12 protein-coding genes are annotated in these 13,528 nt (G+C 62.9%); 1 reads left to right on the forward strand and 11 read right to left on the reverse strand.

Features of this window, described 5'->3' with window-relative positions; all coding sequences use genetic code 11:
- Positions 1-3: 3 nt before the first annotated feature.
- The 3 genes from folP to NMB41_RS15500 form a co-directional block, all read right to left on the reverse strand.
- Positions 4-840, reverse strand: coding sequence for a dihydropteroate synthase (gene folP / locus NMB41_RS15490; protein ID WP_494378704.1), 837 nt, complete (start codon positions 838-840; stop codon positions 4-6).
- A 145-nt stretch (positions 841-985) separates the two neighbouring features.
- Positions 986-2,872, reverse strand: coding sequence for an ATP-dependent zinc metalloprotease FtsH (gene ftsH, locus NMB41_RS15495; RefSeq protein ID WP_494378705.1), 1,887 nt, complete (start codon positions 2,870-2,872; stop codon positions 986-988).
- A gap of 212 nt (positions 2,873-3,084) precedes the next feature.
- On the reverse strand, positions 3,085-3,771 hold the full coding sequence (locus NMB41_RS15500; protein ID WP_494378706.1) for an RlmE family RNA methyltransferase: 687 nt from the start codon (positions 3,769-3,771) through the stop codon (positions 3,085-3,087).
- A 43-nt stretch (positions 3,772-3,814) separates the two neighbouring features.
- On the opposite strand from NMB41_RS15500, the gene yhbY reads away from it, so the two are divergent.
- Positions 3,815-4,285, forward strand: a complete 471-nt coding sequence (yhbY, locus tag NMB41_RS15505) for a ribosome assembly RNA-binding protein YhbY (protein WP_494378707.1) — start codon at positions 3,815-3,817, stop codon at positions 4,283-4,285.
- 58 nt (positions 4,286-4,343) lie between these two features.
- On the opposite strand, the gene NMB41_RS15510 is transcribed toward yhbY, so the two are convergent.
- From NMB41_RS15510 to NMB41_RS15545, 8 genes are all read right to left on the reverse strand, one after another.
- Complete coding sequence (locus tag NMB41_RS15510; RefSeq protein WP_494378708.1) at positions 4,344-4,802, reverse strand: DUF4149 domain-containing protein; 459 nt, start codon at positions 4,800-4,802, stop codon at positions 4,344-4,346.
- Positions 4,802-5,284 carry a transcription elongation factor GreA gene (gene greA, locus NMB41_RS15515; protein ID WP_494378709.1) on the reverse strand — a complete coding sequence of 161 codons (483 nt, stop codon included), beginning with the start codon at positions 5,282-5,284 and terminating at the stop codon, positions 4,802-4,804. Before greA ends, NMB41_RS15510 begins: the two co-directional genes overlap by 1 nt.
- 101 nt (positions 5,285-5,385) lie before the next feature.
- Positions 5,386-8,616: a carbamoyl-phosphate synthase large subunit gene (carB, locus tag NMB41_RS15520; RefSeq protein ID WP_494378710.1), complete on the reverse strand. Its 3,231-nt coding sequence runs from the start codon at positions 8,614-8,616 to the stop codon at positions 5,386-5,388.
- A 1-nt stretch (position 8,617) separates the two neighbouring features.
- Positions 8,618-9,781 carry a glutamine-hydrolyzing carbamoyl-phosphate synthase small subunit gene (carA, locus tag NMB41_RS15525; RefSeq protein WP_494378711.1) on the reverse strand — a complete coding sequence of 388 codons (1,164 nt, stop codon included), beginning with the start codon at positions 9,779-9,781 and terminating at the stop codon, positions 8,618-8,620.
- Between the two features lie 307 nt (positions 9,782-10,088).
- Positions 10,089-10,502, reverse strand: coding sequence for a GlcG/HbpS family heme-binding protein (locus tag NMB41_RS15530; RefSeq protein WP_494378712.1), 414 nt, complete (start codon positions 10,500-10,502; stop codon positions 10,089-10,091).
- Between the two features lie 17 nt (positions 10,503-10,519).
- Entirely contained in the window at positions 10,520-11,431 is a 912-nt protein-coding gene (locus NMB41_RS15535) for a patatin-like phospholipase family protein (RefSeq protein ID WP_494378713.1), read from the reverse strand.
- A 100-nt stretch (positions 11,432-11,531) separates the two neighbouring features.
- Positions 11,532-12,824, reverse strand: a complete 1,293-nt coding sequence (gene phoR, locus NMB41_RS15540; RefSeq protein ID WP_494378714.1) for a phosphate regulon sensor histidine kinase PhoR — start codon at positions 12,822-12,824, stop codon at positions 11,532-11,534.
- Between the two features lie 16 nt (positions 12,825-12,840).
- Entirely contained in the window at positions 12,841-13,524 is a 684-nt protein-coding gene (locus NMB41_RS15545; protein WP_494378715.1) for a response regulator, read from the reverse strand.
- Positions 13,525-13,528 lie beyond the last annotated feature (4 nt).

The following is a 13,528-nucleotide window of genomic DNA, read 5'->3' on the forward strand; positions in this document are numbered from 1 at the left end:
TGGTTAACCAAGGGTGGCCGCGCGCCAGACTTTCAGCGCGTCGACCGTCTCTGCTACATCATGTACCCGCACAATTTTAGCGCCATGCGCGACCGCAGCCAACGCGCCTGCGATGCTGCCAGGCAAGCGTTCTTCGACTGGACGCCCGGTGACGGCCCCGATCATCGACTTGCGCGACAGGCCGATCAGGACCGGCAGGCCGAGTTCGGCTTCGATTTGGCTGCTGGCGCGCAGCAAGGCGTAATTGTGTTCGACCGTCTTGCCAAATCCCAGTCCCGGATCGAGGCAAATGCGTTCGCGTTCGATGCCTGCCGCCAGCAAGGCTTCGACCCGCTCGCGCAGGAAATCGGTGACTTCGCGCACCACGTCGTTATAGACGGGCTGCGCCTGCATGTCTTGCGGCGTGCCCTGCATGTGCATGATGCACAGGCCGCAGTCGCTGTCCTTCACGGCTTCAATGGCGCCGGGCGCACGGAAACCGTTGATGTCGTTGATCATGTCCGCGCCGGCGATGATCGCTTCGCGCATGACCTGCGGCTTGCAGGTGTCGACCGACAGCGCCGTCCCCAGGCCCTGCAGGGCATACACGGCCGGCATCACGCGCCGTAGTTCTTCCTCGACGGGAACGCTGGGCGACCCTGGGCGGGTCGATTCGCCGCCGATGTCGACCAGGTCGGCGCCGTCAAGCACCATTGCTTCGGCTTTCGAGATCGCAAACTCGAGCGTGCCATAGCGCCCGCCGTCCGAAAACGAATCGGGCGTGACGTTCAGGATGCCCATGACCAGCGGTCGTTGTTCCAGCCTGAAGCTGAAACGGCCGCATTGCAGCAAGTTGCGCATAAACAAAAAGTGAGAAAGATCGAAAGAGTCACGCGATCGCAAGCAGCCTCGTTAACGAGCAAAAGACATCCGACCGGATGCCTTTTGCTGGAGAGGTGCTAAGCGATCAAACGCGTGGGCAGGTCAGGCCGCGATGAGGCTGCGATCAGGCCGGTGCCGGCGCGTTGGTGGCAACGCCGCCCGAACCGCTGTCGCCAGGCGGATTACGCTTGGTGAGGATGCCGGCCTTCGGCGGATGTGGCTCACGCCCCGCCATGATGTCGTTGATCTGCTCGGCATCGATGGTTTCCCATTCGAGCAAGGCCTTGGTCATCATTTCGACCTTGTCGCGGTTCTCTTCCAACAGGCGGCGCGACAGTGCGTACTGCGTGTCGAGGATGGCGCGAATTTCCGCGTCGACCTTTTGCTGGGTCGCTTCCGAGATGGTCTTGGTGGCGCCGCCGAAGAAGCCTTCATTCTCGCTGTCTTCGTAGACCATCACGCCCATGCTCTCGGACATGCCGAAGCGGGTCACCATCGAACGGGCCAGCTTGGTGGCACGCGAGAAGTCGTTCGAGGCGCCGGTCGACATCTGGCCGACGAAGATCTCTTCGGCGATACGGCCGCCGAACAGAATCGAAATTTCTTCCAGCATCTTGTCCTTGTAACCGGACAGGGCGTCGTGCTCAGGCAGCTGCCAGGTCAGGCCGAGCGCAAAACCGCGCGGCATGATAGTGACCTTGTGCACCGGATCGGCCTTTGGCAGCAGCTTGGCGATGACCGCGTGGCCCGACTCGTGGTAAGCCGTGTTGCGGCGCTCTTCCTCGCGCATGACCATCGACTTGCGCTCCGGACCCATGTAGATCTTGTCTTTCGCGTCCTCGAAGTCGTGCATCTCGACCAGGCGCTTGTTGCGGCGCGCGGCAAACAGGGCTGCTTCGTTGACCAGGTTGGCCAGGTCAGCGCCCGAGAAGCCAGGCGTGCCGCGGGCCAGGATATCGGCCTTGACGTCGGCGCCGATCGGCACCTTGCGCATGTGCACATTCAGGATCTGTTCGCGGCCGCGGATGTCCGGCAAGCCCACCATCACCTGGCGGTCGAAACGGCCCGGACGCAGCAGCGCTTTATCGAGCACGTCGGCGCGGTTGGTAGCGGCGACCACGATCACGCCGGAAGTCGCTTCGAAGCCGTCCATCTCGACCAGCAGCTGGTTCAGCGTCTGTTCGCGTTCGTCGTTGCCGCCGCCCATGCCGGCGCCGCGGTGACGGCCGACAGCGTCGATCTCGTCGATGAAGATGATGCAAGGCGAATGCTTTTTCGCGTTCTCGAACATGTCGCGGACACGGGATGCACCCACGCCGACAAACATCTCGACGAAGTCGGAACCGGAGATCGAGAAGAACGGCACTTTCGCTTCGCCGGCAATGGCGCGCGCCAGCAGGGTTTTACCGGTACCCGGAGGGCCCACCATCAGCACGCCGCGCGGGATACGGCCGCCCAGCTTCTGGAACTTGGTCGGGTCTTTCAGGAAGTCGACGATTTCGCTGACTTCCTCTTTCGCTTCGTCGCAACCGGCGACGTCGGCGAAGGTGACGCTGTTGTTGGTTTCATCGAGCATGCGTGCCTTCGACTTGCCGAAGGAGAAGGCGCCGCCCTTGCCGCCGCCCTGCATCTGGCGCATGAAGAAGACCCAGACGCCGATCAGGAGAAGCATCGGGAACCAGGAGATGAATACTTGCTGCAGGAACGAAGGCTCTTCCGGCGGCTTCACGTCGAAGCGCACGCCGTTTTCACGCAGGTCGCCGATCAGGCCGCGGTCGAGCATGGTGGCGGTGGAGCGCACCTTGCTGTCGTCAGTACGGGTGGCGGTGATGTTCGCCCCTTCGATCACGACGTCCTTGACGCGGCGCGCTTTCACGTCGTCGAGCAGCTCGGAATAAGCGATGGTCTTGCTGCCACCGGCAGGGCTATGGTTGTCGAACTGCTTGAACAGCATGAACAACAGCAGTGCGACTACCACCCAGATGGCAGATTTGGAAAACATATTATTCACGAAAACTCCTCCGATGCGACTCGCACCAATACCATTGAGATTGCCGGCTTCACCCGCGATTTTACTCGGGATTTACTTAAAACGCGCAGCCGTGCTACGCACAGGCCGACATGATGCCATATTGCCACCCTTTCAGCCTCGACAAGCGCGCGAACGGGGTGCGTGGAGCCATGCGGCCGAGGACATCACGCGGTCCATGTGCGGCTGCGATCTCAAATATCAAGGGCTGTATCGTTCCGCGACCCCGATTTATACTCCACCGGATTCTTCAGACCTCGCCCGAGCAGGAAAATTTCCGAGGATTTGTCGCGGCTCGCTTTTGGCTTGATCTGCTTGACGGTTTTGAACTCGGTGCGGAACCTCTCCACCATCTGCGTAAAGCCCATGTCCTTGAAACACTTCACCAACAATGCGCCACCGGGTTTCAGATGCATTTGAGAAAACTCAATCGCGAGATCGATCAAATGTTCCATCCGCGCAGCGTCGGCCGTAGGAATCCCCGACAGATTGGGCGCCATGTCCGACAGCACCAGGTCGGTCTTGCGGCCTTCGAGCACGAGGGCTAGTTGGTCCAATACAACATCTTCGCGGAAATCGCCCTGGATGAAGTGGACGTCGGCGATCGTTTCCATGGGCAGGATATCGAGGCCGATGATGGTGCCGGTAATACCCCCGCCCTCTTTACCCGAGAGCTTGCGCCGGGTGTACTGGGCCCAGCTGCCGGGCGTGCAGCCCAGGTCGACAATAACCTGTCCCGGCTTGATGAGTTTTTCCGCTTCGTCGATTTCTTTCAGCTTGTAGGCAGCCCGGGCGCGGAACCCGTCTTTTTGTGCCTGCTTCACGTACGGGTCGTTAATATGGTCGTGTAACCAGTTTTGGTTGGATTTGTTCTTGGCCATTCGCGTAGAATACTGCTTTTATAGGTACATCAAAAAAATTATTATGCTTACACTTACACCCGGCGAACGTAGCGCCCTGCGTGCGGAAGCCCATGGCCTGAAGCCTGTGGTCATGATCGGCGAATCGGGCCTGACCGAATCGGTCATGAAGGAAATCGCCGCCAGCCTCGATGCGCACGGCCTGATCAAGGTCCGCGTCTTCGGCGACGACCGCGAAGCGCGTGTCGCCATGTACGAACAGGTCTGCGGCGACCTCGATGCGGCGCCCGTCCAGCACATCGGCAAACTGCTGGTCCTTTACCGCCCGAAAGTGGAAACGGTCAAGGAACGCAGCAGCAAGGCCGGCAAGGGCATGCGCGAAGTCACCATCGTCAAGGCCAGCGCCAGCGGCACCAAGAAGCCGAGCGTCACCAAGGTCATGATCAAGGGGAATGAACGCGTGACTGCCGGCGGCAACATCAAGCGCGCCAAACCGCGCCAAGCCAGCACCAAGAAGAATGCACTGAACAAGTGATCAAGAAACCGGAGAGTTCTCCGGTTTTTTTTCGCCCGCGCGCTTAGGCGGATGGAATTTAGCGGGACTTTACCACCAACACGGCCGCCAGCACGCCTTCAATCAGGTGAAACAGCTGCGAGACGCCATGCAGCACGGCGAACTGAGTCCACAGCGGCGAGGAACGCACACCGCCCGGCCCCGCCGCTTCACGCAGCGACGCCATCGCCGGCTGCAGGCCGACGAACATCACCAGTGCGCAGGCCAGCATGGCCAGCACCAGCAGGTTCAGGTAGCGCCGGCGCCCTCTTTCCAGGTCCGGCGACACCTGCACCAGCACCAGCATCAGCGCCGCACAAATAATACTGATCCAGGCCAGTCGGCGCAGAAAAGCGCCGACGATGTCGCCCGCCAGCGGCCCGCTCACGATGCCGAACACCGCGGGCGCGGCAATATAGCCGAGCACCCACAGCGCGCCCGCCCAGAAGGCCGCCACCAGGACGCGCGCCGCAGGCAGCCTGCCGGCCAGCAGCCGCATCAGATGTAGCGCACTTCGAGGATTTCGTATTCGCGCGGGCCGGACGGCGCCTGCACTTCGACCACGTCGCCGGCGTACTTGCCGATCAGGGCGCGCGCGATCGGCGAGGTCACCGAGACCTTGGAGAGCTTCAGGTCGGCTTCATCGAGGCCGACGATCTGGTAGCTGACCTTCTGGCCGGAGTCCAGGTCTTCCAGGTCGACGGTCGAGGCGAAGACGACGCGGCCTTCGGCATCCAGGGTGGCCGGATCGATGATCTGGGCGGTACTGAGTTTGCTTTCGAGTTCGGCGATGCGGCCTTCGACGAAGGCCTGGCGTTCCTTGGCCGCGTCGTATTCCGCGTTTTCCGACAGGTCGCCATGCGAGCGCGCTTCGGAGATCGCCTCGATGACGCTGCGGCGTTCCTTGGTCTTAAGCTGGTGCAGCTCGGTCTTGAGGAGTTCGGCGCCGTATTTGGTCAGTGGGACGGTAGTCGTGTTCATCTGTCTCTGCTTGTCGAATTCATGGACGCACCAAGCGAAAACCACAGAGGCGCACGGACAAGCCGCGCGAGCTCTGTGGTTTCACGGGTGCTACTTGGTGCCTAGTTTAAGGTTTTATGCAGACCTTGTAAATCATAGACCCGAATTGCATCGAGATGGCGCATGCCCTGGATTGCTGCTTCGGCACCGGCAATGGTCGTGTAGGTCACCACGCGCGCCAGCAGCGCCGAGGTACGGATGGTGCGCGAGTCGACGATGGCACTGCGCTTTTCCTCGACCGTGTTGATGACCAGCTCGATCTCGTGGTTCTTGATCATGTCCACGACGTGCGGACGGCCCTCGATCACCTTGTTCACGGCCAGCACCGGCAGGCCGGCGGCGGCGATCACCGCGGCCGTGCCCTTGGTGGCAGCCAGCGTGAAGCCCATCGCCACCAGGTCGCGCGCCACCTGCACCGCACGCGGCTTGTCGGAACCTTTAACCGACAGGAAGACGCGGCCCGAGGTCGGCAGCTTGATGCCGGCGCCGATCTGCGACTTGATGAAGGCTTCGCCGAAGGTCTCGCCCACGCCCATCACTTCGCCGGTCGACTTCATTTCCGGTCCCAGGATGGTGTCCACGCCCGGGAATTTCACGAACGGGAAGACGGCTTCCTTGACGCTGTAGAACGGCGGCGTGATCTCTTTCGTGATGCCTTGCGAGGCCAGGCTCTGGCCGACCATGCAGCGCGCGGCTACCTTGGCCAGCTGGATGCCGGTCGCTTTCGAGACGAAGGGCACGGTGCGCGAAGCGCGCGGGTTCACTTCCAGCACGAACACGGTGTCGACCGTCTTGCCGTCGACTTCGCTCTGCTGGATCGCGAACTGGACGTTCATCAGGCCGACCACATTCAGGCCCTTGGCCATCAGCGCGGTCTGGCGCTTGAGTTCATCGATCGTCTCTTGCGTGAGCGAGTAAGGCGGCAGCGAGCAGGCCGAATCGCCCGAGTGCACGCCAGCCTGTTCGATGTGCTCCATCACGCCGCCGATGAAGGTGGTTTCGCCGTCCGAGATGCAATCCACGTCCACTTCGATCGCGTCGTTCAGGAAGCGGTCCAGCAGCACCGGCGAATCGTGCGAGACCTTAACCGCTTCGCGCATGTAGCGCTCGAGGTCGCGCTGCTCGTGGACGATTTCCATCGCGCGGCCACCGAGCACGTACGATGGACGCACAACCAGCGGATAACCGATTTCCTGGGCCAGCGCCAGGGCTTCCGGTTCGGTACGCGCGGTGCGGTTCGGCGGCTGGCGCAGGCCCAGGTCCTGCAGCAGCTTCTGGAAGCGCTCGCGATCTTCGGCCGCATCGATCATGTCGGGCGAGGTGCCGACGATCGGCACGCCGTTCGCCTCGAGGTCCAGCGCGAGCTTGAGCGGCGTCTGGCCGCCGTACTGGACGATCACGCCGACCGGCTTTTCCAGGTCGACGATTTCCAGCACGTCTTCGAGCGTCAGCGATTCGAAGTACAGGCGGTCCGAGGTATCGTAGTCGGTCGAGACGGTCTCGGGATTGCAGTTGACCATGATGGTCTCGTAGCCGTCTTCGCGCATCGCCAACGCTGCATGGACGCAGCAGTAGTCGAACTCGATGCCCTGGCCGATGCGGTTCGGACCGCCGCCCAGCACCATGATCTTCTTCTTGTCGGTCGGCGCCGCTTCGCATTCCTCGTCATAGGTCGAGTACATGTAGGCGGTGTCGGTCGAAAATTCGGCGGCGCAGGTGTCGACGCGCTTGTAGACCGGACGGATGCCCAGGCCGTGGCGGTACTTGCGCACCTCGGCTTGCGTGGTGTGCATCAGGAAGGCCATGCGGGCGTCCGAGAAGCCCTTCTGCTTCAACTTGTACAGCGTCGGCTTGTCGAGCGATTCCAGGGTCTGGTTGTCCAGCCACAGTTCGATGTCGACGATTTCCTTGATCTGGATAAGGAACCACGGGTCGATCTTGGTCAGCTGGTGCACTTCTTCCAGCGTGAAGCCCTGGGCGAACGCGTCGCCCACGTACCAGATGCGTTCCGGGCCAGGCTCGCCCAGCTCTTCCTCGATGACTTCGCGGTCGCGCGTCATCTCGTTCAGGCCGTCCACGCCCACTTCCAGGCCGCGCAGGGCTTTCTGGAAGGATTCCTGGAAGGTGCGGCCCATGGCCATGACTTCGCCGACCGATTTCATCTGGGTCGTCAGGTGCTTGTCGGCCGCCGGGAATTTTTCGAAGGCGAAGCGCGGGATCTTGACGACGACGTAGTCGATCGACGGTTCGAACGACGCCGGGGTAGCGCCGCCGGTGATCTCGTTGCGCAGTTCGTCGAGCGTGAAGCCGACCGCCAGCTTGGCCGCCACTTTCGCGATCGGGAAGCCGGTCGCTTTCGAGGCCAGTGCGGACGAACGCGACACGCGCGGGTTCATCTCGATGACGATCATGCGCCCGTCCTGCGGGTTGATCGCGAACTGCACGTTCGAGCCGCCGGTGTCCACGCCGATTTCGCGCAGCACCGCGATCGACGCGTTGCGCATGATCTGGTATTCCTTGTCGGTCAGCGTCTGCGCCGGCGCGACCGTGATCGAGTCGCCGGTGTGCACGCCCATCGGGTCGAGGTTTTCGATCGAGCAGATGATGATGCAGTTGTCGGCCTTGTCGCGCACGACTTCCATCTCGTACTCTTTCCAGCCCAGCAGCGACTCTTCGATCAAGAGCTCGGAGGTCGGCGAGGCTTCCAGGCCGCGCTTGCAGATGGTCTCGAATTCTTCTTCGTTGTAGGCGATGCCGCCGCCCGAGCCGCCCATCGTGAACGATGGACGAATGATGGTCGGGAAGCCCAGCTCGCGCTGCACGGTGCGTGCTTCGTCCAGCGTATGCGCCACGCCCGAACGCGCTGAGCCGAGGCCGATCTTGGTCATCGCCTGCTTGAACTTCGAGCGGTCTTCGGCCTTGTCGATCGCTTCCGGCGAGGCGCCGATCAGTTCGACATTGTATTTTTCCAGCACGCCGTGGTGGTGCAGGTCGAGCGCGCAGTTCAGCGCCGTCTGGCCGCCCATGGTCGGCAGGATGGCGTCGGGACGCTCCTTGTCGATGATGCTTTCGACGACCTTCCAGGTGATCGGCTCGATATAGGTCACGTCGGCCATTTCCGGGTCGGTCATGATCGTCGCCGGATTGCTGTTCACGAGGATGACTTTATAGCCTTCGTCGCGCAGGGCCTTGCAGGCCTGGGCGCCGGAGTAGTCGAATTCGGCCGCCTGGCCGATGATGATCGGACCCGCGCCGATGATCAGGATGCTTTTAATATCACTGCGTTTTGGCATGTTATTTCTTCTCCGCGGCTTGCATCAGGGCGATGAAGCGGTCAAACAGATAGGCGACGTCGGTCGGGCCGGGCGAGGCTTCCGGGTGGCCCTGGAAGCAGAAGGCCGGCTTGTCGGTGCGGGCAAAGCCCTGCAGCGAACCGTCGAACAGCGAGACGTGGGTGACGCGGCAGTTGGCCGGCAGCGTTTCAGGGTCGACTGCGAAACCGTGGTTCTGCGAGGTGATCAAGACCTTCTTCGAATCGAGGTCCTGCACCGGGTGGTTCGCACCGTGGTGGCCGAACTTCATCTTCATCGTCTTCGCGCCGGAAGCGAGCGCCATGATCTGGTGGCCGAGGCAGATGCCGAAGGTCGGAATACCCTTTTCGATCAGCTCTGCGGTCGCCTTGATCGCGTAATCGCATGGCTCAGGATCACCCGGCCCGTTGGCCAGGAAGATACCGTCGGGGTTCAGGGCCATCGCATCGGCCGCGGTCGATTGCGCCGGCAGCACCGTGACCTTGCAGCCGCGTTCGGCCAGCATGCGCAGGATGTTGCGCTTGACGCCGTAGTCAAAAGCGACGACGTGGTATTGCGGGTTTTCCTGCTTGCCGAAGCCGCTGCCGAGTTTCCACTCGGTTTCGGTGAACTCGTAGCGTTCTTTCACCGAGACGACCTTGGCCAGGTCCATGCCGGCAAGGCCAGGGAAGGAGCGAGCGAGCTCCAGCGCCTGCGCCTCGTTCGGCTGGTTGCCCTGGGTGCCGGTGACGATGGCGCCGGCCTGGGCGCCCTTCTCGCGCAGCAGGCGGGTCAGCTTGCGGGTATCGATGTTCGAAATCGCGACGACGTTTTCCATCTTCAGGTAGTCGGCCAGCGATTGGGTGGAGCGGAAGTTCGATGCCAAGAGCGGCAGGTCGCGAATGATCAGGCCTGCGGCGTGGACTTTGCTCGCTTCGACGTCGGCGGCGTTGACGCCGTAGTTGCCGATATGCGGGTACGTCAGGGTGACGATCTGACGCGAATAGCTGGGGTCGGTGAGGATTTCCTGATAGCCCGTGATACTGGTGTTGAACACCACTTCACCGGTCGTGTGGCCGGCGGCACCAATGGACACACCTCGAAAAATCGTTCCGTCTGCGAGGGCCAGGATGGCCGGGACGGCAGGGCCAGAAAAAAATGGCGGCAAGGGTAACTCCCAATAAAGTTACCGTAGCGGCGCCACGTCAGACCGGCATCCAAAACCCGTGGTCGCGCGGAGCGTGCCAGAGGGTGGAGGTCGTATTTGAATGAGGAATGGAGGGTAGGCGCTACGGCAAGTAAGTGAATGGCTAAACCCCCAAATTATAGCGCGAATCGACCGCTTCGGCAATGTGCCGTCGGAAGGATTCGGGGCGAATTAGGGGATTTTACTTACCGTTGAGCTGGGAATTTCTGCGTTTCAATTGAATTGATGCGGGTAGCCAGGCAGGCCTGGCCACCCTCCTGCCGACTACTCAGGCCGTACCGACGAGTGCCGCGATGCCCGCCTTGGCGATCTGCGCATCCTCGGTCGACTTCACGCCCGACACGCCGACCGCGCCGATCACGTGGCCGTCGACGATCACCGGCACGCCGCCCTCTAGCATGCCGTGGATGGCGGGCGCCGACAGGAAGGACACGCGCCCGCCGTTGATCACGTCTTCATAGACCTTCGATTCGCGTCGGCCCAGCGCGGCGGTATTCGCCTTGGCCGGGGAAATATGGCTCGAGACGGGCGGCGCACCGTCCAGGCGCTGCAGCCACAGCAGGTGGCCGCCGTCGTCGACGATCGAGATCGTCACGGCCCAGTTGTTCGCCAGCGCTTCGGCTTCGGCCGCTGCAGCAATGATCTTCACGTCTTCCAGGGTCAGCATCGGTTTGGTCTTCATGGGTTCTCCGTTGGTTGTTATGGTTGTTGCTTGGCTTTCAACTTCGCTTTCAATTGCGGCATGACGGCCGCGGCGGCCTGCTCGCCGGCCAGGATCGCCAGGTTGCGGCCCTGAAAATCGGCGCTGCCCATCTTGCCGAGCGCCGGCGTGATGACGACATCGGCTTCTTTCAACTCGAAATGGTTCAGGCGCTGGCCCATGATGCTGAAGGTCTGCATCAAGACGTCGAGCGAGCTGACGGTGGCCTGGGTGTCGGCCTGGGTCGAGATGTTGACCGCGATGACGAAGTCCGCGCCCATCTTGTCGCGCGTGAATTTGACCGGCACCGGCGCCACCAGGCCGCCGTCGACATAGGTCTTGCCGCCGATTTTTACGGGCTGGAAGACGGACGGTACCGCCGAGGAAGCGCGCACGGCCATGCCGGTATTGCCCTTGTCGAACATGACAGCTTCTCCGGTCTTCAGGTCGGTGACCACCGCGCCGAAGCGCTTGGGCAGCTTTTCCATCGGCCGGTTGCCGACCGCCTTGTTGACGTAGTTCTGCAGCGCCTCGCCCTTGAGCAGGCCCGAGGAACTGGAGAACAGCGGCATGGCCCAGTCCGAGATCGTGGCCTCGTCCATGTCCATCGCAATTTTCTGCAGCGCAAAGCCCGTGTAGCCGGACGCATACAGGGCGCCGACCACGGAACCCGCGCTGGTGCCGACCACGATGTCGGCATGGATGCCCTGGGCTTCGAGCGCCTTGATCACGCCGATATGGGCGAAGCCGCGCGCGGCGCCGCCGCCGAGGGCCAGGCCGATCTTGATTTTTTTAGGCGGTGGCGGCGGCGCCTGGACCACGCTTGGTGCCGGTGGCGGCGGCGGGGTGCTGCCGCAGCTGGCCAGCAGCAAGGCGCCCAGGGCGATGAGGGAGAGACGTCGAGAGAGCATGTGCGGGTTCAAGGAGAGCAATTCCCGATTGTACCGCGCAATATGAGACAGTAGATGAGACGAGGCTTATGAGCTCGCCCGCGACCGCTGTGTAACGTGCTTACCCTGGCAACGAGGTATTCGGCAGCGAGGCCGTAAAGGTGCTCCCCTCCCCCGGCGTCGAGCTGATCTTGAGACGCCCGCCGTGGCGCAGCAGCACGTGCTTGACGATCGCCAGTCCCAGCCCGGTACCCTGGGTTTCACGCGAGCGGCTCTTGTCGACGCGGTAGAAGCGTTCGGTCAGGCGCGAGATGTGCTGGGGATCGATGCCGATGCCGCTGTCGGTCACCGCAAACTGCAAATCGTCGGCGCCGCGGTGCCAGCACAGCGAGATGGTCCCGCCCTGCGGCGAATAGCGCACCGCGTTCGATGCCAAGTTGGCAAAGGCGCTGCGCAGCTCTTCCATGCTGCCCATGATGTCGGGGCCGTCGATGTCGACCACGACCTCGTGCCGCCCGCCGGACAGCGCGCGCGCTTCGGCGGCGACCGATTCGATCAGGGCCGCCACGTCGACCCGTTCGCGCCTCAGCGGGAATTCGTCCGACTCCAGGCGCGACAGCGTCAGCATGTCTTCGATCAGGCGCTGCATGCGTTCGGCCTGTTCCGTCATCAGCTTCAGATGGGCAGTGCGGGTGCCCGCGTCGAGACCTGGATCGGACATCGCGATCTCGAGGAAGCCGACGATCACCGTCAGCGGCGTGCGCAGCTCGTGGGAAGCGTTGGCGATGAAGTCGCGCCGCATCGCCTCCACCCGCTCGGTGTCGGTGGCGTCGTGGGTGACCAGGATCTGGCGCCGGTTCTCGAAGGGGATGATGCGGCATTCGATCTTGCGGCCCCTGAAACTGAGCGTCAGCGGCTGCTCGTAGCGGCCCAGGATGATGTAGTCGATGAAGTCCGGGTGGCGCACCAGGTTGGTCACGCGCAGGCCCTTGTCGCGCTCGATGGTCAGGCCGAGGTGGCGCTCGGCCGCCGGGTTGCACCATTCCAGGAACAGCACGTCGTCCATGATGGCCACGCCTTCGGGCAGAAGGTGCATGGCCTGCCGGAAGCGCGCCAGCCATTCGGCCAGTTCCTTCTGGTTGCCCTCGTCCTCGCGGCGCATGCGGTACAGGCGCGCGAAGACGTCGGTCCAGGCGCCCCAGCCGTCGGGCAGGCGCCCGCTTTGCGGGTCGTTCAGCCACTCGCCCAGCTGGTGCAGGTAACTGAGCTGGACGAACAGGGCGACGATGGCGCCCAGCAGCACCAGCGACAGGCCGGCAATGGGCCCGGCCATCCACCAGACGAAGCCGCCGGCAACGAAGACGGTGGCCAGGCGCAGCAGCGCCGGCACCCAGAACAGCAGTTTGGGATTCATCGGACCCTAACCTGGTTTATTTTTCCGACAGCATATAGCCGACGCTGCGCACCGTGCGGATCAGCCCTTCGGCGCCGCGCAGGGCTTTCCTGAGGCGCAGCACATGGACGTCCACCGTGCGCTCTTCGATGACGGCATGGTCGCCCCACACCTTGTCGAGCAGCTGTGCGCGCGAGAACACGCGCTCGCGGTGCGCCAGCAGGAATTTGAGCAGCTTGTACTCGGCATTGCCGATATCGACGCCCTGCCCTTCGATCGTCACCGTGCAGCTGGCCGGATCGAGCACCACGGCGCCGGCGCGCAGCGGCGCCTCGGCCAGGTGCGGGCTCTTGCGGCGCAGGAGCGCACGCGAACGCGCCAGCAGTTCGCGCGGCGAGAACGGTTTCGTCACGTAATCGTCGGCGCCCGTGTTCAGGCCGGCGAGCTTGTCTTCTTCCATGCTCTTGGCCGTCAACATGATCACCGGGATGTCCTGGAAATCGCGGTCGGCGCGCAGCCGCGCCAAGAGGCGCAGGCCGCTCTGGTCGGGCAGCATCCAGTCGAGCAGCAGCAGGTCGGGTTTACCGTGGCGGATGCTGTCCCAGGCCGCGCTGGTGGTCCCGACCGAGGAGATCGCCCAGCCGGCTTCGCGCAGCGAGTAGCTCACCAGCTCGACGATCGCCGGCTCGTCCTCGACCAGCAGTACGCTCGTGTTGTGCATCGAC

This window comes from Massilia sp. FBCC-B171 (assembly GCF_059134155.1).